At 74.0% G+C, this 22029-nt stretch carries 17 protein-coding genes; 15 read left to right on the top strand and 2 right to left on the bottom strand.

Translation table 11 applies throughout. From position 1 onward, the window contains the following. Nucleotides 1-17: 17 nt before the first annotated feature. Nucleotides 18-1583 carry an alpha-amylase family glycosyl hydrolase gene (locus tag ACIQBJ_RS18865; RefSeq protein ID WP_400711085.1) on the bottom strand — a complete coding sequence of 522 codons (1566 nt, stop codon included), beginning with the start codon at nucleotides 1581-1583 and terminating at the stop codon, nucleotides 18-20. Nucleotides 1584-1940: 357 nt separating this feature from the next. Here ACIQBJ_RS18865 and ACIQBJ_RS18870 point away from each other — a divergent pair, with 357 nt between their 5' ends. From ACIQBJ_RS18870 to ddaH, 15 genes are all read left to right on the top strand, one after another. Further along, the gene (locus ACIQBJ_RS18870) at nucleotides 1941-3377 is read left to right on the top strand and encodes a hypothetical protein (protein WP_400711088.1); all 1437 of its coding nucleotides are present in this window, start codon (nucleotides 1941-1943) and stop codon (nucleotides 3375-3377) included. Nucleotides 3378-3682: 305 nt separating this feature from the next. Further along, nucleotides 3683-5008 (top strand): lysine N(6)-hydroxylase/L-ornithine N(5)-oxygenase family protein, encoded by a 1326-nt coding sequence (locus tag ACIQBJ_RS18875; protein WP_400711091.1) that lies wholly within the window; start codon nucleotides 3683-3685, stop codon nucleotides 5006-5008. Then, a complete protein-coding gene (locus ACIQBJ_RS18880; protein WP_400711094.1) occupies nucleotides 5008-6555 on the top strand; it encodes a class I tRNA ligase family protein in 1548 nt (515 codons plus the stop codon). The genes ACIQBJ_RS18875 and ACIQBJ_RS18880 overlap by 1 nt, the downstream gene beginning before the upstream one ends. After that, nucleotides 6552-7607, top strand: a complete 1056-nt coding sequence (locus tag ACIQBJ_RS18885; protein ID WP_400711097.1) for an NAD(P)/FAD-dependent oxidoreductase — start codon at nucleotides 6552-6554, stop codon at nucleotides 7605-7607. The genes ACIQBJ_RS18880 and ACIQBJ_RS18885 overlap by 4 nt, the downstream gene beginning before the upstream one ends. Next, complete coding sequence (locus ACIQBJ_RS18890) at nucleotides 7604-8890, top strand: MFS transporter (RefSeq protein ID WP_400711100.1); 1287 nt, start codon at nucleotides 7604-7606, stop codon at nucleotides 8888-8890. Before ACIQBJ_RS18885 ends, ACIQBJ_RS18890 begins: the two co-directional genes overlap by 4 nt. Continuing rightward, a complete protein-coding gene (locus tag ACIQBJ_RS18895; protein WP_400711103.1) occupies nucleotides 8887-10164 on the top strand; it encodes an ATP-grasp domain-containing protein in 1278 nt (425 codons plus the stop codon). The genes ACIQBJ_RS18890 and ACIQBJ_RS18895 overlap by 4 nt, the downstream gene beginning before the upstream one ends. Further along, nucleotides 10161-11477, top strand: coding sequence for an ATP-grasp domain-containing protein (locus ACIQBJ_RS18900; RefSeq protein WP_400711106.1), 1317 nt, complete (start codon nucleotides 10161-10163; stop codon nucleotides 11475-11477). The genes ACIQBJ_RS18895 and ACIQBJ_RS18900 overlap by 4 nt, the downstream gene beginning before the upstream one ends. Then, complete coding sequence (locus tag ACIQBJ_RS18905; RefSeq protein ID WP_400711109.1) at nucleotides 11474-12679, top strand: acyl-CoA dehydrogenase family protein; 1206 nt, start codon at nucleotides 11474-11476, stop codon at nucleotides 12677-12679. Before ACIQBJ_RS18900 ends, ACIQBJ_RS18905 begins: the two co-directional genes overlap by 4 nt. A 64-nt stretch (nucleotides 12680-12743) precedes the next feature. Next, entirely contained in the window at nucleotides 12744-13913 is a 1170-nt protein-coding gene (locus ACIQBJ_RS18910) for an acyl-CoA dehydrogenase family protein (RefSeq protein ID WP_400711112.1), read from the top strand. A gap of 133 nt (nucleotides 13914-14046) precedes the next feature. Next, nucleotides 14047-15789, top strand: a complete 1743-nt coding sequence (tsrT, locus tag ACIQBJ_RS18915) for a tryptophan 2-C-methyltransferase (RefSeq protein WP_400711115.1) — start codon at nucleotides 14047-14049, stop codon at nucleotides 15787-15789. A gap of 124 nt (nucleotides 15790-15913) precedes the next feature. Then, nucleotides 15914-16588, top strand: coding sequence for a response regulator (locus ACIQBJ_RS18920; protein WP_400711118.1), 675 nt, complete (start codon nucleotides 15914-15916; stop codon nucleotides 16586-16588). A 110-nt stretch (nucleotides 16589-16698) separates the two neighbouring features. Then, the gene (locus tag ACIQBJ_RS18925) at nucleotides 16699-17052 is read left to right on the top strand and encodes a cupin domain-containing protein (RefSeq protein ID WP_400711121.1); all 354 of its coding nucleotides are present in this window, start codon (nucleotides 16699-16701) and stop codon (nucleotides 17050-17052) included. Beyond that, entirely contained in the window at nucleotides 17049-17387 is a 339-nt protein-coding gene (locus tag ACIQBJ_RS18930; protein ID WP_400711124.1) for a hypothetical protein, read from the top strand. Before ACIQBJ_RS18925 ends, ACIQBJ_RS18930 begins: the two co-directional genes overlap by 4 nt. Further along, a complete protein-coding gene (locus ACIQBJ_RS18935; RefSeq protein ID WP_400711127.1) occupies nucleotides 17384-18739 on the top strand; it encodes an FAD-binding oxidoreductase in 1356 nt (451 codons plus the stop codon). The genes ACIQBJ_RS18930 and ACIQBJ_RS18935 overlap by 4 nt, the downstream gene beginning before the upstream one ends. A gap of 86 nt (nucleotides 18740-18825) precedes the next feature. Beyond that, nucleotides 18826-19638 carry a dimethylargininase gene (gene ddaH, locus ACIQBJ_RS18940; protein WP_400711130.1) on the top strand — a complete coding sequence of 271 codons (813 nt, stop codon included), beginning with the start codon at nucleotides 18826-18828 and terminating at the stop codon, nucleotides 19636-19638. Nucleotides 19639-19711: 73 nt separating this feature from the next. On the opposite strand, the gene katG is transcribed toward ddaH, so the two are convergent. Continuing rightward, on the bottom strand, nucleotides 19712-21931 hold the full coding sequence (gene katG / locus ACIQBJ_RS18945) for a catalase/peroxidase HPI (RefSeq protein WP_400711133.1): 2220 nt from the start codon (nucleotides 21929-21931) through the stop codon (nucleotides 19712-19714). Between the last annotated feature and the right edge of the window lie 98 nt (nucleotides 21932-22029).

The raw sequence follows: 22029 nt of genomic DNA on the forward strand, positions 1-22029 counted from the left end.
ATAAGGGTGTTGGACCGTCAGCGGGCGAAGACCGCCCAGGAGAAGCCCTCGGCGCGCAGTACCGAGTGGGTCATCGACACGCCCTGCCCCGCCAGCAGGCGGCCCGGCAGCTCGCGTTCGACCGGCAGGCCGGCGGGCGCGCGACGCGGGTTGACCACCACCAGCAGGTCGCCGCGCAGGTACGTCAACGGGTAGCCGTCGTGCAGGACTTCGACCGGCCCGTCCGGGCCGAGCGCGGGGTGGGCGCGGCGCAGCGCGATCAGCCGCCGGACGTGGTGCAGCAGGGAGTTCTCGTCGGCGCGCTGGGCCGCCACGTCGGGCCGGTCGGGGGACGGGTCGAGCGGCAGGTAGAAGCGCTCGGCGGGCGCGTCGGAGAACCCGGCGCCCGGGGTGGCGTCCCACTGCATCGGGGTGCGGCAGCCGGCCCGGTTGTAGCGCGGGCCGAGCGCGCTGCCCTCGGTGTCGGGCAGGCCGGGGACGTAGCGCATGCCGATCTCGTCGCCGTAGTAGATCGCCGGCGCGGTCGGCCAGGTCAGCTGGAAGGCGAAGGCGGCGGCCAGCTGCTCGCGGGTGCGCGGGCCGGTGGCCAGCCGGGAGTAGTCGTGGTTGGCGGTGGGCAGGAAGGCCGCCCCGGCCCCGGCGGTCCCGGCGCGGGCGCGCTCCCACTCGGCGAGGAAGCGGCGCATCGAGCCGCGGCCCTCGGCGTCGAAGAAGCACGGCTCCGCGGGCCAGTGCTCGTGCACGGTGCCCGCGCCGTTGTCCCAGAGCGAGCGCAGCGGCGCGCCGTCCTCCGGGCCGCCGAACTGCAGGAAGAAGTCGCCGTGGAAGCCCATCGGGACGGAGCGGGCCGGGTCGCCCCACTCGGCCAGGATCGCCCGGTCCGGGTGCTCGGCGTCCAGCCAGGCCCGGGTCTCCCGCCAGAGCCGGCCGGTCTCGACGAAACCCGGGTCGTCCTTCACCAGCGAGGACGCCATGTCGACCCGGAAGCCGGAGACGCCCAGCGCGAACCAGTGCGCCATGATCTCGCGCAGCGCCGCCCGGTTCGCCCGCGGGCCCTCGGCGTCGACCGGCAGCCGCCAGGGCTCGTCCGGGTCGGTGCGGGCGTGGCCGAAGTTCAGCGCGGGCTGGAAGTCGAAGAAGTTCGGCTTGTACCAGCCCGGCCGGGAGCCCGGCGAGGCGACGTACCCGGGCGCGGGGCGGTCGGCCCAGATGTAGCGGTGGTCGGACGGGTCGTCGGCCGAGCGGGCGAACCAGGGGTGCCGGTCCGAGGTGTGGCCCGCCACCAGGTCCAGCAGCACCCGGATGCCCGCGCCGCGGGCCGCGTCGGTGAACTTCGCCAGCTCCTCGGCGGTGCCGTAGCGCGGCGCGGTGCCCAGGAAGTCCGCCACGTCGTAGCCCGCGTCGCCGAACGGCGAGACGAAGCACGGGTTCAGCCAGACCGCGTCCACGCCCAGCCAGCGCAGGTACTCCAGCCGGTCCGTCAGCCCCGCGAAGTCACCGGTGCCGTCCCCGTTCCCGTCCGCGAAGCTCTGCGGATAGACCTGGTACAGCACCGCGTCCCGCACCCACTCCGTACCCACCACGGCCCCTCTCGTCCCGGCGGCCCCCGACGGCCCACCGGTCTCCCGGAGCGATTCCCGGCCCCGGGCCCCCCGGAAACCCCGGACCGGCCCGTCCGAGGGACGGGACGGGGGGAGCGGGGCAAGTGCCCTGCCCGCTAGGGTGGTTGGCATGACCCCGTTGGTGAGCCGCCGCCATGTCGACCACGGCCGCGCCACCACCACGGGCTGTCGCCGCGCCGGCTGACGCGGCCCTCCCCTTCCTCCTTCGGCGCGTTCCGCCGAGGGCCGCTCACGCCCCCCGCCGAGCGGCCCCGACACGTCCTGCCCCGGTGCCGCCCGGCGTCCGCACCCGTCCGTCTCCCGGAACAGGAATCCGCCATGCGCCCACGCCCCTTGCTGTCCGCGTCCGCCCTGCTCGCCGCCGTCCTGCTCGGCGGCGCGGGCTCCACCGCCACCGCCGCCGCGCCCGCGTTCGGTCCGCCGCCCCCGCAGAACCCGGCCACCGCGCCGAACGGCAACGCCGGGATGCACGGCGACTCGGCCTCCAGCGACACCACCCCGTACCCGGGCCCCGGCGCCGGGCCGGTCGCCTGGAGCCGGACGGCCCTGGCCTCGGCCTGCCCGACGGTGACGGTCGGTCAGGACGGCTACCCCGTCGCGCTGTGCACCACGATCTTCGGGCAGACCCCGACCGTGCACCTGCTCGACCCGGCGACCGGCAAGGACCTGGCCGCGCTGGAACTCCCCAAGGGCGCGCTGTTCGGCGGCGTCTACGCCTACCTCGACCGCGCCGACGCCCTGGTCGCCGTGGACGCGAACGGCGACCTGCTGCGGATCGGCCACCACCGCACCGCGAGCGGCTGGCAGCTGACGGTCGATCGGCGGACCCCGCTGGCCGCCGCGCTGCCGGCCGGGGACAGCGTCGTCGGGCTGGCCCCCGACTGGGACGGCGCGGTCTGGTTCGCCACCACCGGCGGCGTGATCGGCACCGTCGACCCCGGCACCGGCGCGGTCCGCACCCTGGCCACCGGCGAGGGCGTCGCCAACAGCATCTCCACGGTGCCCGGCCACACGGCCGTGGCCACCGACCACGCGCTGTACCTGCTCGGCAAGTCCGCCGACGGCACGCCCGTCGTCCAGTGGCGGGCACCCTACGACCGGGGCCCCGGCCGCAAGCCCGGCCAGCTCAGCTGGGGCACCGGCGCCACCCCGAGCTTCTTCGGGCCCGGGAACGGCACCGAGTACGTGACGATCACCGACAACGCCGCGCCGCACGAGAACCTGCTGGTCTACCGGGTCGACGGCGGCCCGCGGCCGGTCTGCGCCACGCCCGTGCTCACCAGGTGGGCGGCCGGCGGCACCGAGGACGCCGTCATCGCCTCCGGCCGCAGCGTGTTCGTCACCAACACCTACGGCTACCCGTACCCGGCGCTGCCCGCGGGCGCGCCCGCCAGTGTGCCCGCCTCGGCGTCCTTCCAGGGCGGCCTGGCCCGGATCGACCTGAACGAGGCCGGCACCGGCTGCGCCACCGTGTGGGAGAGCGACGTCAAGTCGGCGGCGCTGCCCCGGCTCTCGACCGCCGACGGGAAGATCTACACCGTCACGGTGAGCGGCCCGACCGACGCGGCGGGCGCGCAGACCTTCGCCGCGTACGCGCACGCCGTCGTCGACCCGGCCACCGGCGCCGTCCTGAGCAGCACCGCGTTCGGGCTCGGCCTGCTGTACAACCCGCTGCAGATGACCGGCACCACCGCCCCCGACGGCACCCTCTACCAGGGCACCGAGACCGGCGTGCTCCGGATCGTCCGGAAGTAGCGCGCGGGACGGACCCCGCAGGGCCCCGGGACGACCGTCCCGGGGCCCTTCCCGTGCCCGTCCCGAAGTTCCCGGGCGGCCGGGAAGAACGCCCTATCCGCGGGGAAGCCCGGCTTCCTAGGTTTCTCGACGCGACGAGGCCGCGAGCAGAACCCGAGCGAAACCCGAACGGAACCCGCGCGGAAACCGAGCGGGAACCGGACGGGGCGGGCGGGCCGCGGCGAGCACGCGATCAGGAACTGCCGACGAAGCGGCAGGGGCGGACGAATCCCCCCTGGCCGCACCCGAGTTCACGAGGGGGAAGTGTGGCTGACCTAGAGGTGGGCGTACTGGCGATCGGCGCCGGCCCGGCGAACCTGGCCCTCGCGGCCGCGATCGAGGAGAGCGGATCGGCCGAACTGGCCGAGCGCACCCTGCTGCTGGAGCAGGCCCCGGACATCAAGTGGCAGCGCGACCTGCTGATGCCCTGGGCCCGCAGCCAGGTGTCCTTCCTGAAGGACCTGGTGACCCTGCGCGACCCGCGCAGCCGGTTCTCGTTCCTGAACTTCCTGCACCAGCACGACCGGCTCGACCAGTTCATCAACCTGGGCACCTTCCACCCGCACCGCTGGGAGTTCTCCGACTACCTCCAGTGGGTCGCCAAGTCGCTGGAGAAGGTGCGGATCCGCTACGACGCGAAGGCCACCTCCACCGAGCCCCGCTACGACGCCGACGGGAAGCTGGCCGGCTGGACGGTCACCCTCGCCGACGGCGACACCATCCACTGCCGCGACCTGGTCGTCGGCGCGGGCCGCGACATGCACATCCCGGCGGTCTTCGCCGACCTGCCCGCCGAGCGGATCGTGCACAGCGCCCGGTTCCGCAGCCGGATCAACGCCGTCGACAAGAACGCGCCGCTGCGCACCGTGGTGATCGGCGGCGCGCAGAGCGCCGCCGAGATGTTCATGGCCCTGTACGAGAACCTGCCGAACTCCACCGTCACCATGCTGGTCCGCTCGATCGGCCTGCAGAACTACCAGACCAGCAAGTTCGTCAACGAGCTGTTCTACCCGTCCTTCGTCGACGAGTTCTACGAGGCCCCGGCCGAGACCCGGGCCCAGGTGCTCGACGAGATGCGGTTCACCAACTACGCCGCCCTCGCCCCGCCGTTCCTGGACGAGCTGTACATGCTGCTCTACCGGGAGAAGATGATCGGCACCGGCCGGGCCGAGGTCCGGGCGATGACCGAGGTGCTCGCCGCCCGCGAGGAGGACGGCGAGGTCGTGCTGGAACTGCGCGACCGGCGCACCGGCAAGACCGCCGAGCACCGCTGCGACCTGGTCCTGCTCGGCACCGGCTACGACAGCCGGATGCCCGCGCTGGTACGGGAGCTGACCGAGAAGGCCGGGCTGGACGGGGTCACCGTCAGCCGCGACTATCGGGTCGACCTCGGGGCGGGCACCGAGGCCGCGCTCTACCTCCAGGGCGTCAACGAGGCCACCCACGGCATCGCCGACTCGCTGATCAGCGTGCTCGCCCACCGGGCCCGCGACATCACCGGCGACCTGCTGGACCGCCACGGCCTGGCCGCCGAAGCACGCACCGGCACCCGCACCGGCACCCGCACCGCCGAAGCCGGGGCTGCCCGCTGATGGGCGCGCTGCTGGTCGTCGCCCCCGGCCCCACCGCCAACGGGGACCTGCACCTGGGCCACCTGGCCGGGCCGTTCCTGTCCGCCGACGTGTGCGCCCGCTGGGCCCGCGCCACCGGCCGCGACACCCTGTTCGGCACCGGCGTGCACTTCACCCAGAACTACATCGTCACCACCGCCCGCCGGCTCGGCGAACAGCCCGAGGAACTGCGGCTGCGCGCCGCCGAACAGGTCGAGGCCACCCTCGGCGCGGCCGGCATCGTCCCGGACGGCTTCGTCCGCTTCGACGACCGCTACCTGAAGACCGTCCGCCGCTTCTTCGAACGGCTGCACGGCGAGGGCCACCTGAGGCTCCGCAAGGTGCGGTTCCCGTACCTGCCGGCCACCGGCGAGTACCTCACCGACGCCTACGTGCGCGGCGGCTGCCCGGTCTGCCTGGCCGAGGGCTGCGCCGGGCTGTGCGAGAGCTGCGGCCACTGGATCGCCTCCGGCGAGCTGATCGACCCGCGCTCCACCCGTCACCCCGAACTCGCCGTCGAACTGCGCGAGTGCGAGGTGCTGGTGCTGCCGCTGGAGGAGCACCGGGCCGCCCTGGCCTCGTACTTCGCCCGGCTCGCCCCCACCATGCGGCCCCGGCTCGCCCAGCTGGTCGAGGAGCTGATGGCCCGCCGGCTGCCCGACTACCCGATCACCCTGCCGATCGACTGGGGCATCCCCGCCCCGTTCGCCGAGACCCCCGGCCAGGTGCTGTACTCCGACACCGAGACCGTGGCCTGGAGCCTGCACACCGTCGAACTGGCCGCCGAGGCCCGCGGCGAGGTCCCCGGCGACGAGGAGCGGCACTGGGCCGCCGAGGCCGGGCCCGAGGTGGTCTACTTCTTCGGCTCCGACGCCAGCTTCGCCTTCGCGCTGGCCGGCACCGCCATGCTGCTCGCCCTCGGCGGGCTCGCGCTGCCCGCCCACTTCGTCACCAACGAGTTCTACGAACTCGACAGCGACAAGTTCTCCACCAGCCGCGGCCACGTGGTGACGGGCCGCCAGCTCACCGCCGAGGTCCCGCGCGACCTGGTCCGCTACTACCTCGCCGCCACCGGACCGGACTTCCAGCGCACCAACTTCACCCGGGCCGCGATGGACCGGGTCTGCGGGCAGCGCCTGGTCGAACCCTGGAACCGGGTCGCCGAGAAGGCCGAGGCGTACCTCGGACGCGGCCCGCTGCCGATCGGCGACCGCTCCCGGCACGCCGCCGCGCTGATCGCCGAACGCTTCGCCGCCGCGCTGCGCCCGCGCCGGTTCAGCCTCAGCGCCGCCGCGTTCACCCTCACCGAGCAGCTCGGCCGGCTCGACCGCTGGGAGGTCACCGACGCCGACGCCGGCGACTTCTGGCACGAGCTCGACCTGTTCCTGCGCTGCGCCGCCCCGCTGCTGGTCGACCTCGGCGCCGAGGCGCTGCCCGACCCCGCGGTGCCCGCCGCGCACACCGCCACCACCGTCCACCCCCGCCCGCTGCCCCGGCTGGCGACCCGCGTCCGCGGCGGCGGACGGTGAGCAGGAGCGCCGCCGCGCACGTGGTGGTGGTCGGCGCCGGGGTCACCGGGCTGCTGACCGCCGTCGCCTGCGCCCGGGCCGGGCACCGGGTCACCGTGCTGGAACGCGGCCCGGTGCCCAACCCCGACGCCACCTCGCACGACCAGCACCGCGCCATCCGCACCCTGCTCCCCGGCGACCCCGACGGCACCGCCCGCCGGCTGGCCGCGCACCGCCACTGGGAGGAGCTGGAGCAGCTGCTCGGCGCCGCGCTGTACCGCCGGGTCGGGGTGCTCACCGCCTGGCCCGCGGACCGGCTCGACGAACTGCTGAACGAGGCCGAGAAGGCCGGCGTCCCGGTCGACCTCCCGACGGAGGGTCAACTGCCGCCGCTGGGAATGCCCGAGGGCACCGTCGCGGTCCGTGAGCGGACCGGCGGGGTGCTGCTCGCCGACCGGGTGCTGCGGGCCGCCGCCCGCTGGCTGTCCGTCCGGCCCGGGGTGGAGCTGCGCCCGCACAGCACGGTCCGCTCGGTGTTCACCGGCTCCGGGCGGATCGTGCTGGACACCGGCGAGGTGGTCCGGGGCGACCTGGCGCTGCTGGCCGGCGGCCCGTGGACCCGGCGGCTGACGGCCGGTCAGGTCACCCTGTACCGGCAGACCATGCTCTACCTGGGCCGACCGCCGGGCGGCGACCGGTGGGACGGGGCGCCCGCCGCGGGCGGCCTCGGCCGGGACGGGCGGGGCTGGGTGCTGCCCCCGGGCGCGGGCACCCTGCTCAAGCTCTCCTCCGACTCGGTGTGCCGCCCGGTCGAGCACACGGACAGCCGCGGCGAGGACCAACTCCCTTACGTGGAGCGTCTGATGGCCGAATCGATCCTCCCTGACCTGGAACGTTGCCCGGTGGCCGGCATTCGGGTATGCCACTACACCGCGGACACCGCCACCGGCGGTCCGCGACTGGTCCGGGTCTCCCCGGGCCTGTGGACCCGGGCCGCCTGCGGGGGGAGCGGGTTCTCCACCGCTCCGCTGGTCGCGGAGCGGATCACTGCGGCGCTCCAGGAGGCGGCATGACCGACGAAAGCCCCATCGGTGTCCTCGACACCCTCAGGGCCACCCCGACCACCGTCCGGTACCTGCTCGGCGGGGTACTGGTCAACCAGCTGGGCGCGTTCGTCCAGACCTTCCTGGTGCTCTACCTGACGCACCGGGGCATGTCCGACGGCACCGCCGGACTCGCCCTCGGCGCGTACAGCCTGGGCACCGTGTTCGGCACCGTGCTCGGCGGGGAGATCACCCAGCGGCTCGGCGCCCGCACCACCATCGTCGCGGCGATGGCCGGCTCCGCCCCGCTGGTGGCGGTGCTGCCGCTGCTGGCGAAGCCCGGGCTGACCGTCCCGCTGCTGCTGGCCGTCGCACTGGCCGGCCTGTTCGCCCAGGCGTACCGGCCCGCCGCGGCGGTGCTGCTCAGCGACCTGATGCCGGAGCGGTACCAGGTGATGGCGTTCTCGATGATGCGGATCGCCCTCAACACCGGTGCGGCGCTGGCCCCGCTGATCGCCGCCGGGGTGATCCTGCTCGACTGGGACCTGCTGTTCTGGATCGACGGCGCCACCACCCTGGTCTACGCGGCGCTCGCCTTCCGCCTGCTGCCCCGGCACGCGGTCCCCGAGCGGGAGCCGCAGGACGCCGCCGAGCGGCGCTCCGGCGGCCGGGCCGCGTACGCCGCGATGCTCCGCGACAAGGCGTACCTGGCCTACCTGGCCGCCGTGATGCTCGGCACCGTCGCCTACGTGCAGTCGGCGATCTCGCTGCCGCTGGAGATCGTCCACGACGGCTACTCGACCGGCCTGTACAGCGCCGTGCTGACGGCCTCCTCGCTGGTGCTGATCACCTGCGAACTGAAGATCACCTCGTACATCACCCGCATCCCCACCTATCTCGCGGTCGGCGTCGGCCACCTGGTCAACTCCGTCGGGCTCGCGGTGTACGGCCTGGCCGTGCACTCCGGGGCGTTCGTGCTGTTCGGCGCGGTGCTCGCGGTCAGCGGCCTGATGATCGCCGGCCCCAGCATGTTCGCCCACCCGGCGACCTTCCCGGACGAGTCCAAGGCCCGCTACCTCGGCACCATGCAGGCCGCGGCCGGCCTGGCCTCGGCGGTCGGCCCGCTGTTCGGCGTCTGGGCCTGGACCCACCTGCACGCCGGCTTCTGGGTGCTGATGGCCGTCGTCAACGGCCTCGCCGGAGTGCTGGCGGTGGTCGGCATCAAGCACCGGGCGGACCTGCGGGCCGCCGCCGAGCAGCAGGCAGAGCAGAAGACCGATCCCGATCCCGACCCCGTAGGAGAGACGGTATGAGCAGTCAGGACACGCCCCGCCGGCCGGTGCTGATCGTCGGCTGGTCCGCGTTCGCGGTCGGCGGCATCGCCGCCTTCCAGCCCGCCGACTCGGTGATCTACATCGAGGAGCCGGACGTCGCCCGCAAGCGCAACGTCGCCGAGGCGCTGAAGGAGGTCGAGTACGCCCGCGGCCTGATCGAGTGGGAGTACCACCTGCCCGGCCGGGCCGACGCCTTCTTCGCCGCCCACCCCGACCTCGACCCGGCCGCGGTGATCCCCGCGGTCGAGTACGCGGTGCCGTTCGTGGCCCGGCTCGCCGAGCGCTACGGCCTGCCCGGCGCCGGCCTCGGCGCGGCCCAACTGCTGCGCGACAAGCACCAGTTGCGCACCGTCGCGGCCGCCGCGGGGATCGCCAACCCGGCCTCCGAGCCGGTCCGCAGCGCCGCCGAGCTGGCGGACTTCGCGGCCCGCAACCCCGGCCCGGTGGTGCTCAAGCCCGCCAACCGGCAGGGCTCGGTCGGTACCCGGGTCCTCCGCACCCCCGAAGAGGCCGCCGCGGCCTGGGAGTTCGGCCTGGTCCAGGACGAGGGCCCGTTCGTCCCGGACCGCCCCATCCAGCACTCGATGCTGGCCGAACGCTTCGTCAGCGGGCCGGAGTACAGCGTCGAGATGCTGGTCCGGGCCGGCCGCCCGGTGTTCGCCAACACCACCGGCAAGGTGCTGTTCCCCGGCCCGTACCCGGTCGAGGCCGGCCACACCGTCCCCGCCGACCTGCCCGAGGACCAGCACAAGGCGCTGGTCGCCGAGACCGAGCGGCTGGTCGCCGCCGTCGGCTTCGGCGACGGCGTGCTGCACTGCGAGTGGATCCTGGAGGACGGCGTCCCGGTGCTGGTCGAGTGCGCCGGCCGCTTCCCCGGCGACTCCATCGTCGACCTGATCGAGGCCGCCTACCCCGTCCAACTGGTGCGCGCCTACTACACCCTGATGAGCGGCGAGCCGGTCGACCCGCTGCCCGAGCGGGCCGAACGGGCCGCCGCCGCCCGGTTCTTCGCCTCCGACACGCCCGGCACCATCACCGCCGTGCACGGACTGGAGGAGGCCGGGGAGCGCGAGGGCGTGCAGCTGGCCGTCGGCATCGTGGTCGGCCACCGCACCGGCGGGCTGCGCAGCTCCTGGGACCGCTTCGGCATCGTCACCACCCTCGCCGACACCCCCGCCGACGCCCGCCGGCTCGCCGACGAGGCCGCCGACTCGGTCCGGATCGACCTCGACACCACCGGGGAGGAGCTGTGACGGACCGTCAGGAAACCACCGGCGGAACGCTGCTGGTGATCGGCAGCGGCCTCAAGGAGTACCGCGAGTACCTGGTCGGCCCGATGAGCCGCCGGGCCCGGGCGGCCGGCCTGGACCTGGTCCTGGTCAACAACCTGCGGCCGACCTGGCAGCAGGAGTACTTCGACGAGATCGTGGTCGCCAACGTCTTCGACACCGCCACCATGAACGCCACCGTCCGGGAGATCGCCGCCCGCCGCCACGTGGTCGGCCTGCTCTGCTGGGACGAGCCGCTGGTGCTGGACGCCGGACTGCTGGCTGCCGAACTCGGCGTCCCCGGCCTGTCCGAGCGCGGCGTCCGCGGCGTCCGCGACAAGGAGCGCACCCGCAGCGTGCTCACCGAGGCCGGCCAGCACCAGCCCGGCTTCGCCCTCACCACCGACCTGGACGCGGCCCGCGCCGCCGCCGAGCGGATCGGCTACCCCGTGGTGCTCAAGCCGCGCGCCATGGGCGCCTCGATCGGCGTCGTGCACGCCGCCGACCGGGCCGAACTCGACGCGGCGTTCGCCACCGCGCTCTCCGCCAGCCAGGTCGACCCCGGCCCCTACCGGGCCGCCGTCATCGTCGAGGGCTACGCGGGCGGACCGGAGATCAGCATCGACGGCGCCGTCCACAAGGGCGAGTACCTGCCGCTGTTCCTGGCCCGCAAGTACAGCAGCGACGAGCCGTACTTCGAGGAGGTCGGCCACATCGTCGACGCCGCCGACCCGCTGCTCGCCGACCCCGCGCTGCTGGCCGTGCTCGCCGACGCGCACCGCGCCCTCGGCGTCGAGGACGGCATCACCCACACCGAGCTGCGGCTCACCCCCGACGGCCCGCTGATCATCGAGGTCAACGGGCGGCTCGGCGGCGACCTGATCCCGCTGCTCGGCCGGATCGCCACCGGCCTGGAACCCGGCGAGGTGCTGTTCGACGTCGCCGTCGGCCGCCGCCCGGAGATCACCCCGACCCGGGCCCGGGTGGCCGGCATCCGGTTCGGCTACCCCGAGGAGGACTGCCGGCTGGAGGACATCGCACTGCCGGAGCCCGGCGCCGCCCCGGGCCTGGTGCACGCCGCGCCGATGGCCCCGCCCGGCACCGTGCTCCGGCTGCCCCCCGGCGGCTACCTGGCCCGGCACTCCTTCGTGATCTGCGAGGCCGACACCGTCGCCGACTGCGAGCAGCGCCTGACCGCGGCCGCCGCGCTGGTCGACCTCGCCGTCTCCGCGGTCGGCCCCGCCGACCCCGACGCCCCGTTCGCGATGCCCGCCGGACTGCTGGACGTGGACGAGTGAGCGCCGCACCGTGGGCCGGGCCGCCGCAGGACGCGGCCGAGGTGCTGGCCCGGGCGAAGCAGGCCGCCCCGCTGCTGCGCGAACGCGCCGCCGCCATCGAGGAGAACCGCACCCTGCCCGCCGACGTGGTCGAACTGCTGCGCGGCACCGGGGTGTTCCGGATGTGCTTCGCCCGCGCGTGGGGCGGCCCCGAACTGACCTCGACGGAGCAGCTGGCCGTGGTCGAGGCGCTGGCGTACGGCGACGCCTCCGCCGCCTGGTGCGGCGTGATCGGTGCCAACAGCGGGCTGCTGGCCAACTTCCTCGACCAGTCGGTGGTCAAGGAGGTCTACCCGAGCCTCGACCTGATCACCGCGGGCGTGCTCGCCCCGGCCGGCCGGGCCGAGCGGGTGCCCGGCGGCTACCGGCTCAGCGGCCGCTGGCCGTTCGGCTCCGGCATCAAGCACAGCGACTGGGTCACCTCCGGGGCGTTCATCTTCCAGGACGGCGAGCCGTGGGCCGCCCCCGGCAGCGAGCACGCGCACGACTCGCTGCAGTTCCTGGTGCCGCGCTCCGAGGTCGTGGTGGTGGAGAACTGGGACACCACCGGCCTGCGCGGGACCGGCAGTTGCGACTACACGATGACCGACGTGTTCGTGCCCGCGAACCGCACCTTCACCTTCTACGAGACCCGCGCCGAGCCCAGCCCGCTCGGCCAGCCCGACTCCTTCATGCGGGCGCTGTGCGGCGTCCCGCTCGGGGTGGCTCGGGCCGCGCTCGACCACGCCCGCGAGGTCGCGTCCACCCGGTACGACCGGATGGCCGGGCAGTCGTGGGCCGACAGCTGGCGGGTGCAGACCGAACTCGCCTCCTGCGAGGCCGAGTTCAACGCCGCCCGGGAGGGCGTGTACGGCGCGCTGCGGCGCCAGTGGGAGGTGCTGGCGGTCGGCGGCACCCTGGACGACCTCACCCCGACCGAGCGGGCCGCCCCGCCGCTGGCCTGGCTGCACGCCTTCCGGGCCTGCCGGGAGATCGTCCGGCGGCTCTACGACCTGCTGCAGACCTGGTCGATCTTCCGTTCCTCGCCGATGGACCGCTGGCTGCGCGACACCGCCGTCATGTGCCAGAACCTCACCGCCCAGGACGCCGTGCTGGAGTCGGTCGGCGCCTACCTGCTCGGCCGGCCCCCGCTGTTCCGGATCAGCCTCGGCCTGCAGCGCTGACGCCCGTGCGGCATCCGCGTGACGACCTGTCACGCCCGTGAAGCCTTCTAACGAAAGTGACGACATGTCATCGGAGATCCTGCGGCGGGCCCGGGACCTGGCACCGCTGCTGCGCGAACGCGCCCCCGAGATCGAGGCCAACCGCACCCTGCCCGCCGAGGTGGTCGAACTGCTGCGTGGCACCGGCGTGTTCGGCATGTGCTTCGGCCCCGACCGGGGCGGCCCCGGCCTGACCTCGATGGAGCAGACCGAGGTGGTCGAGGCGCTCGCCTACGGCGACGCCTCCGCCGCCTGGTGCGCCGTGATCGGCGCCAACACCGGCATCTACGCCAACTTCCTCGACCCGGCCGTCGCCAAGGAGGTGTTCTCCCGCCCCGACCTGGTGGTGGCCGGCCTGCTCCAGCCGGCCGGCCGGGCCGAGCGCGTCCCCGGCGGCTTCCGGCTCAGCGGCCGCTGGTCGTTCGGCTCCGGCGTCAAGCACGCCGACTGGGTCACCTCCGGGGCGTTCATCTTCCAGGACGGCGAGCCGTGGGCCGCCCCCGGCAGCAAGCACCGGCACGACTCCCGGCAGTTCCTGGTCCCGCGCGCCGAGGTCGAGGTGATCGACAACTGGGACACCACCGGCCTGTGCGGCAGCGGCAGTTGCGACTACACCGTCACCGACGTGTTCGTGCCCGAGGAGCACACCTACACCTTCGCCACCCCGCAGAGCGCCCCCGGCCCGCTCACCCAGCCCGACTCCTTCACCCGCGCCATGTGCGGCGTCCCGCTCGGGGTGGCCCGGGCCGCGCTCGACCACGCCCGCGAGGTCGCCTCCACCCGGTACGACCGGATGGCCGGGCAGCCGTGGGCCGACAGCTGGCGGGTGCAGACCGAACTCGCCCGCTGCGAGGCCGAGTTCAACGCCGCCCGGGAGGGCGTCTACGGCGCGATGCGGCGCCAGTGGGAGGTGCTGGCGGCCGGCGGCACCCTGGACGACCTCACCCCCACCGAGCGGGCCGCCTCCCCGCTCTCCTGGCTGCACGCCTTCCGGGCCGCCCGCGACATCGTCGCCCGGCTCTACGACCTGCTGCAGACCTGGTCGATCTTCCGCACCTCGCCGATGGACCGCTGGCTGCGCGACACCACCGTGCTGGTCCAGCACCTGGTCGCGCAGGACCGCATCCTGCAGTCCGCCGGCGCCTACCTGATCGGCGGCGAGCCCGAGTTCGGCATCAGCCTCGGCATCGTCTGACGCACCGCCACGCACCACCGCACGACGCACCGCCACGCACCATCGCACGACGCACCATCGCACGACGCACCGCCACGCACCATCGCACGACGCACCACCGCAACCACTGCACGGCCCACCGGGGAGGGAACCCATGAGCAGACCCGTTCTACTGGTGAACCCCAACAAGGTGCACCCGCCGATCGCCCCGTACGCCCTCGACGTGCTCACCACCGCTCTGGAGGACGCCGGCTTCGAGGTGGAGGTCCTCGACCTGACCTTCCGCCGCGACGACTGGAAGACCTGCCTGCACGAGTACTTCGCCGAACGCGACCCGCTGCTGGTCGGCGTCACCGTCCGCAACACCGACACCGTCTACGCCTTCGAGCAGCGCCCGTTCGTCGGTGAGCACCGCGAGATCATCACCGAGATCCGCCGGCTCACCGACGCGCCCGTGGTCGGCGGCGGCATCGGCTTCTCCACCATGCCGTTCGCCCTGGTCGAGTACTTCGGCATCGAGTACGGCGTCAAGGGCCCCGGCGAGAAGATCCTCTGCGAGCTGGCCGCGGCGATCGCCGAGGGCCGCTCCACCGAGGGCATCGCCGGACTGATCCGCAACACCGAGCACGGCGCCGTCCGGGTGCCGCCCGCGTTCCTGACGGTCCGCCACGGCGAGACCCGGGAGGCCGACCCCACCGGCCAGTTCGAGCCCCGGGTCTGGCAGGTCGACCGGGAGTCCGTCTACCGGCGGCGCTCCGGCGTCCCGCACCGGGTCGACAACCTGCAGTACTACCGGCGCGGCGGCCTCGGCTCGATCCTCACCAAGAACGGCTGCGCCTACCGCTGCTCGCACTGCGTCGAACCCGACGCCAAGGGCGTCAGCTACGGGCGGCGCGACCTCGCCGCGGTGGTCGACGAGATGGAGTCGCTGGCCGCCCAGGGCATCCTGGACCAGCACACCACCGACAGCGAGTTCAACCTGTCGATCGCGCACGCCAAGAACCTGCTCCGCGAGATCGTCCGCCGCCGGCACGCCGACCCGGACAACCCGCTGAAGGACCTGCGGCTGTGGGTGTACTGCCAGCCCAGCCCGTTCGACGAGGAGTTCGCCGACCTGCTGGCCGCGGCCGGCTGCCGGGGCGTCAACGTCGGCAGCGACCACATCCGCCCCGAACTGCTCAGCGGCTGGAAGGTCACCGAGAAGGGCGGCACCTACTACAGCTTCGAGGACACCGAGCGGCTGGTCCGGCTCTGCCACGAGCGCGGCATCCTCACCATGGTCGAGGCGCTGTTCGGGATGCCGGGGGAGACCCCCGAGACGGTCCGCGCCTGCGTCGACGCCTTCATGGCGCTGGACGCCACCGTCACCGGCTTCTCGCTCGGCCTGCGGCTGTTCCCCTACACCCCGATGGGCATCGACATCGCCGAGCAGTGCGCGGGCGTGCGCACCGTCCCCGGCCTGCAGTCCAACACCGCGAGCGGCCCGATCGTGCTCAAGCCGCTCCGGATGTGCGCCTCCCCGGCCGAGTACGAGCGGCAGTTCATGTTCGACGAGCACGGCAACTTCCGGCTGGTCTGCTGGTTCTCGCCGGACCTGCTGCCCGACCCGGCCCGGGCCGCCGACCCCGAGGAGCGCTGGCACGGCGCCGTCCACGACCTGTGGGCGCTGATCGACCCGGCCGACCACCACCGCGTCATGCTGCCCACCGTCGAGGGCATGAGCGAGCACGACAACAACTACGCCGACAACCCGTTCCTCACCAGCCTCGGCGGCCTCGGCTACACCGGGGCGTTCTGGTCGCACTGGCGCGGCCGCGAGGAGATCATGCGCCGGGCCCGCGAGGGCAAGCCCCTGGGCGGGGCCGCCGAATCGTCACATCTGCCAACTCCTGTATGACATTGAACACTTGAGTAAGGACCTTGACCGGACCATGCTGAAGCGACGGAACCGTCACCGCCGGTGATCACCACTCCCCGACGGCGCACCGCCTCTGCCGCCCACCACACGCCGCGAGGGGACGATGAACCAGCACGGGAGCACCGCACCGCTGACCGTGCTGCTCGCCGACGGCCAGCCGGCCGTCCGGCAGGGCGTCCGCTCCATGGTCGAGGCGACCGGCGGCGCGACGGTGGTCGGCGAGGCGGGCACCGCCGGTGAACTCCTCGCCGCCACCGCCCGGCACCGCCCCGACGTCCTGGTCCTCGACCCGCAACTGGACGACACCGCGGGCGTGCGGATGATCGGCCAGATCCTGCGGCTCGCCCCCGACACCGGCGTCCTGGTCTTCAGCGCCTCCGACGACGACCGGGCCGTGGTCGCCGCCTTCCACGCCGGCGCCCGCGGCTACCTGGTCAAACGCGCCACCGCCGAACAGATCGTCCGCGGCGTCCACGCCGTCGGCAACGGCGAGGCCATCGTCGACCGCACCATCGCCGCCCGGCTCGGCACCCTGATCGGCACCGGCCCCCGCCCGCGCAGCTACCCGTTCCCGCAACTCGGCGACCGCGAACGCGACGTGCTCGAACACCTCGCCGCCGGCCGCTCCAACACCGCCATCGCCCGCGAGCTCGCGCTCGCCCCCAAGACCGTCAGCAACCGGATCTCCGGCATCCTCGGCAAGCTCGGCGTCGCCGACCGCGTCCAGGCCATCGTGCTGGCCCGCGACGCCGGCCTCGGCCGACCCGCCACCCGCTGACCCGCGACCCGCTGACCCGCCGCCGACGGTCCGTCACCCGACGCCTCGCCGGCCGTTGACGCCCCGCCGCGCCCCGACGGCCCGCCACGCTCTCGAATCGGAGCCCCGCCATGCCCGAAACCACCCTGCCGCCCGGCCTGGTGATCCGCCGCCAGGAACCCGCCGGCCTGGAACGCGCCCACGGCCTCGACCTCAAACTCCTCCACCCCTGGGGCGAGTTGACCACCCCCTTCCACGGCGCCTGGTGCGTGCTGCGCCCCGGCGACCTCACCGACACCCACCAGCACACCGAACGCGAACTCTTCATCTGCATCAGCGGCCGCGGCGAGGTCCGCACCGCCGACGGCGGCAGCCACCCCATCGCCGCCGGCGACCTGGTCCTGCTGCCCGCCGACACCGACCACGCCGTCGCCAACCCGTACGACGAGGACTTCGCCTACTACGCCATCTGGTGGCAGGCGTGAACCCCCGCGGGCTCGACTACGAGGGACGGCGCTTCCACGCCCCCGACGGCGACCACCGCACCGTCGCCGTCTACCACCAGCAGGACGACCTGGTCTGGGGCGAGGTGGCCGGCGGCGCGATCCGGCGCGGCTGGACCGCCGGCACCCGGGAGGCCGACGGCACCCTCGCCATGGGCTACACCTTCGTCCTCGACAGCGGCGAAGTGATCTGCGGCCGCACCCGCAACACCCCCACCCTCACCCCCGACGGCCGGATCAGGCTGCACGAGCAGTGGGAGCGCTACGGCCCCCACCCCGCCACCGGCACCTCCACCATCGAGGAGGTCGCCCCGTGACCGCCCCCGACTGGGCCCTGCTCGACAAGCACACCACCGGCCCGCTGCTGCACCCCGGCGACACCGCCTTCCACGACTCCAGCGCCGCCTTCAACGAACGCTGGGCGCACCGCGCCCCCGCCGCCGTGCTGCGCGCCGCCGACCGCGCCGACGTGCTGCGCGCCGTCGACTGGGCCCGCGACAGCGGCGTCCCGATCGTCCCGCGCGGCGGAGGCCACTCCTACGCCGGACACTCCGTCAACTCCGGCCTGGTGGTCGACCTCCGGGCCCTCGACACGATCACCGTCGACCCCGGCACCGGCCTGGTCACCGTCGGCGGCGGCACCCTCACCGGCGCCCTCTACGCCGCCCTGCGCCCGCACGGCCTCGCCCTCCCGCTCGGCAACGGCGCCGGCGTCGGCATCGCCGGACTCGCCCTCGGCGGCGGCTCCGCCGCCACCTCCCGCCGCCTCGGCCTGACCGCCGACACGCTGCGCGCCACCACCCTCGCCACCGCCGCCGGCACCGTGCTGACCTGCGACGCGCAGCAGAACGACGACCTGTACTGGGCCTGCCGGGGCGGCGGCGGAGGCAACTTCGGGATCAACCTCGACCTCACCTTCCAGGCCGTCGAGGCCCCCGCCGCCGCCACCTGCCTGCTGCTCTGGGACGCCGCCGACGCCCCCGCCGTCCTCGCCGCCGTCCAGGACCTGATGCGCGGCGCCCCCGACAGCACCTCGCTGCGGCTGGGCGTGGCCGGCTCCGGCGACCGCACCGTCGTCTCCACCATCGGCCTGCACCTCGGCCCGGCCGCCGAACTGCGCGAGCTGCTCGCCCCCGCGTTCGCCGCCGCCGAACCGCTGCGCGCCGAGATCGCCGACCGGGACTTCTGGGACGCGATGGACTACCTGCAGCACGAGACCAGCGGCGGCGCGTTCGCCGTCCGCACCCACTTCGCCACCGACCCGCTGCCGCCGGCCGCCGTCGCCGCCGTGCTGGAGCACCTCGCCGCCCGCCCCCGCAGCGGCAACCCCGACGGCTGCGGGTTCGCGCTGTTCGGCTGGGGCGGCGCGATCAACCGGGTCGACCCGCAGGCCACCGCCTTCGTCCACCGCGGCGCCGAGTACCTGGTCAGCCTGGACACCTCCTGGCTGCCCGGCGAGGACCCGGCCCCGCACCTGGCGTGGCTGGCGGAGCTCGACCACCTGATCGTTCCGCACGCCGTCGACGGTGCGTACCTGAACTTCACCGATCCGGACCTTCGGGAGTGGCGCACCGCCTACTACGGTGCCAACTACCCGCGGCTGGTGGCCACCAAGCACCGCCACGACCCGGACGGACTGTTCACCTTCCCGCAGTCCATCGGCAGTTGAGCCCCGCAGCCCGTAGCCCGTCGCAGCCCACCGCAGACCCGCCGACCGACCGTCGGCCGGGCCGCCCCGCCCGGAAGGACACCACCGTGTCGCCGCGTACCGCCCCCCCGCGCCGCTACCTGATGTGCCGCCCCGCGCACTTCACCGTCGACTACTCGATCAACCCGTGGATGGACCCGGCCAAGCCCACCGACACCGGCACCGCCCTCGCCCAGTGGGACCAGCTGCACGCGCTGTTCCTCCGGCTCGGCCACACCGTGGAGCTGATCGACCCCGTCCCCGGCCTGCCCGACATGGTGTTCGCCGCCAACGGCGCCACCGTGGTCGGCGGCAAGGTGTACGGCGCCCGCTTCCGGTACCCCGAGCGCGCCGCCGAGGGCCCCGCCTACACCGACTGGTTCCGGGCCAACGGCTGGACCGAGGTCCGGGACGCCGAGCAGGTCAACGAGGGCGAGGGCGACCTGCTGGTGGCCGGCGAGCGCATCCTGGCCGGCACCGGCTTCCGCACCGAGCCGGCCGCGCACGCCGAGGCCGCCGCCTTCCTCGACCGCGAGGTGGTCACCCTGCGGCTGGTCGACCCGCGCTACTACCACCTCGACACCGCGCTCGCCGTGCTCAGCGACACCGAGATCATGTACCACCCGCCGGCCTTCGACGACGCCTCCCGGGCCCTGCTGGAGCGCCTCTACCCCGACGCGATCACCGCCGGGCCCGAGGACGCCCGGGTGTTCGGCCTGAACGCGGTCTCCGACGGCGCCAACGTGGTGCTCCCCGAGGCCGCCGTCGGCCTCGCCGAGCAGCTGCGCGAACGCGGCTTCCACCCGATCGGCGTCGACCTCACCGAACTGCTCCGGGCCGGCGGCGCCGTCAAGTGCTGCACCCTCGAACTGCGGCCCTGAGCACGCCGGTCCGCCCCAGGACGCCGGAGGGCCCGGAACCGCCGAAGCGGTTCCGGGCCCTCCCGTCACCCGGTCACACCAGGTCGAAGCGGTCCAGCTCCATGACCTTCGTCCAGGCCGCGGCGAAGTCCTTCACGAACTTCTCCTTCGCGTCGTCCGAGGCGTACACCTCGGCCAGCGCCCGCAGCTCCGAGTTCGAGCCGAACACCAGGTCCGCCCGGGTGCCGGTCCACTGCACCGTGCCCGCCGCGTCCCGCGCCTCGTACACGCCCTGCTCGCCGGCCGGGGCCCAGGTGGTGCCCAGCGCCAGCAGGTTGACGAAGAAGTCGTTGCTCAGCGTGCCCGGACGCTCCGTCAGCACGCCGTGCTGCGAACCGCCGGTGTTGGCGCCCAGCACCCGCAGGCCGCCGACCAGCACCGTCATCTCCGGGGCGGACAGGTTCAGCAGGTTCGCCCGGTCCACCAGCAGGTACTCGGCCGGCAGCCGGGTGTCCTTGCCCTGGTAGTTGCGGAAGCCGTCGGCCCGCGGCTCCAGCGCGGCGAACGACTCCACGTCGGTCTTCTCCTGCACCGCGTCCACCCGGCCCGGACGGAACGCCACCTCGACGTCCACGCCGCCCGCCTTCGCGGCCGCCTCGACCGCGGCGGTGCCGCCCAGCACGATCAGGTCGGCCAGCGAGACCTGCTTGCCGCCCCGCGCGTTGAACTCCTGCTGCACGCCCTCCAGCACCCGCAGCACCTGCGCCAGCTGCTCCGGGTCGTTGACCTCCCAGCCGCGCTGCGGCTCCAGCCGGACCCGGGCGCCGTTCGCGCCGCCGCGCAGGTCGCTGCCGCGGAAGGACGCCGCCGAGGCCCAGGCGGTGGACACCAGCTGAGCCGTCGTCAGGCCGGAGTCCAGCAGCTTCGCCTTCAGCTCCGCCACGTCCGCCGCGTCGACCGGCTCGCCCTGGGCGGTCGGCAGCGGGTCCTGCCAGATCAGCTCCTCGGACGGGACCTCGGGGCCGAGGTACCGGACGACCGGGCCCATGTCACGGTGCGTCAGCTTGAACCAGGCCCGGGCGAAGGCGTCCGCGAACGCCGCCGGGTCGTTCAGGAAGCGGCGGGAGATCTGCTCGTACGCCGGGTCGAAGCGCAGCGACAGGTCGGTGGTGAGCATCTGCGGGGCGTGCTTCTTCGCCGGGTCGAACGCGTCCGGCACGGTGCCCTCGCCGGCGCCGTCCTTCGGCTTCCACTGGTGCGCGCCCGCCGGGGACTTCGTCAGCTCCCACTCGTGGGCGAACAGGATCTCGAAGAAGGAGTTGTCCCAGGCGGTCGGCGTGTTGGTCCAGGTGACCTCCAGGCCGGAGGTGATCGCGTCGGCGCCCTTGCCGGAGCCGTACGTGCTCCGCCAGCCCAGGCCCTGCTCCTCGATCGGCGCGCCCTCGGGGTCGGCCTGCACGTTGTCCGCCGGGCCCGCGCCGTGGGTCTTGCCGAAGGTGTGGCCGCCCGCGATCAGCGCGACGGTCTCCTCGTCGTCCATCGCCATCCGGCGGAAGGTCTCGCGGATGTCGCGGGCCGCCGCCAGCGGGTCCGGGTTGCCGTTCGGGCCCTCCGGGTTGACGTAGATCAGGCCCATCTGGACGGCGCCCAGCGGCTCCTCCAGGTGGCGGTCGCCGGTGTAGCGCTCGTCACCCAGCCAGGTGGTCTCCGGGCCCCAGTACACGTCCTCGTCGGCCTCCCAGACGTCCGCCCGGCCGCCGCCGAAGCCGAAGGTCTCGAAGCCCATCGACTCCAGCGCCACGTTGCCCGACAGGATCAGCAGGTCGGCCCAGGACAGCGACTGGCCGTACTTCTGCTTCACCGGCCAGAGCAGGCGGCGGGCCTTGTCCAGGTTGGCGTTGTCCGGCCAGGAGTTGAGCGGGGCGAAGCGCTGCTGGCCGGCGCCCGCGCCGCCGCGGCCGTCCGAGATCCGGTAGGTGCCGGCGCTGTGCCAGGCCATCCGGATGATCAGCGGGCCGTAGTGGCCGAAGTCGGCCGGCCACCAGTCCTGCGAGGTGGTCAGCACCGTCTCGATGTCCCGCTTCACGGCCGGGAGGTCGAGCGACGCGAAGGCCGCCGGGTAGTCGAAGTCCGCGCCCAGCGGGTTCGCCACGGCCGGGTTCTTCGCCAGGATCTTCAGGTTCAGCCGGTCCGGCCACCACTGCCGGTTGCCGCCGCCCTGGGTCGGGTGCGCGGCGCGGCCGTGCGCCACCGGGCAGCCTCCCGCACCCTCGGACTTGGGGTCGGTGACGATGGCGTCGTCGTTCTCGGGCATGGGAGTCCCTCCGGGTCGGGCGGATCGCACTCTGCTGACAGGCACCTTGGCTGTTCGCCGGAGCCGATCCTAAGATAGACGAAGTCTAAGTCAAGAAG

The sequence above is a fragment of the Kitasatospora sp. NPDC088391 genome (genome assembly GCF_044753345.1).
GTDB lineage: Bacteria > Actinomycetota > Actinomycetes > Streptomycetales > Streptomycetaceae > Kitasatospora.

Excerpts from the sequence above, each read along its gene's own strand:
- ACIQBJ_RS18920 (WP_400711118.1), top strand. The coding sequence starts at position 15,914 with ATGAACCAGCACGGGAGCACCGCACCGCTGACCGTGCTGCTCGCCGAC.
- katG (WP_400711133.1), bottom strand. The coding sequence starts at position 21,931 with ATGCCCGAGAACGACGACGCCATCGTCACCGACCCCAAGTCCGAGGGT.
- tsrT (WP_400711115.1), top strand. The coding sequence starts at position 14,047 with ATGAGCAGACCCGTTCTACTGGTGAACCCCAACAAGGTGCACCCGCCG.
- ACIQBJ_RS18880 (WP_400711094.1), top strand. The coding sequence starts at position 5,008 with ATGGGCGCGCTGCTGGTCGTCGCCCCCGGCCCCACCGCCAACGGGGAC.
- ACIQBJ_RS18870 (WP_400711088.1), top strand. The coding sequence starts at position 1,941 with ATGCGCCCACGCCCCTTGCTGTCCGCGTCCGCCCTGCTCGCCGCCGTC.
- ACIQBJ_RS18910 (WP_400711112.1), top strand. The coding sequence starts at position 12,744 with ATGTCATCGGAGATCCTGCGGCGGGCCCGGGACCTGGCACCGCTGCTG.
- ACIQBJ_RS18925 (WP_400711121.1), top strand. The coding sequence starts at position 16,699 with ATGCCCGAAACCACCCTGCCGCCCGGCCTGGTGATCCGCCGCCAGGAA.
- ACIQBJ_RS18890 (WP_400711100.1), top strand. The coding sequence starts at position 7,604 with ATGACCGACGAAAGCCCCATCGGTGTCCTCGACACCCTCAGGGCCACC.
- ACIQBJ_RS18895 (WP_400711103.1), top strand. The coding sequence starts at position 8,887 with ATGAGCAGTCAGGACACGCCCCGCCGGCCGGTGCTGATCGTCGGCTGG.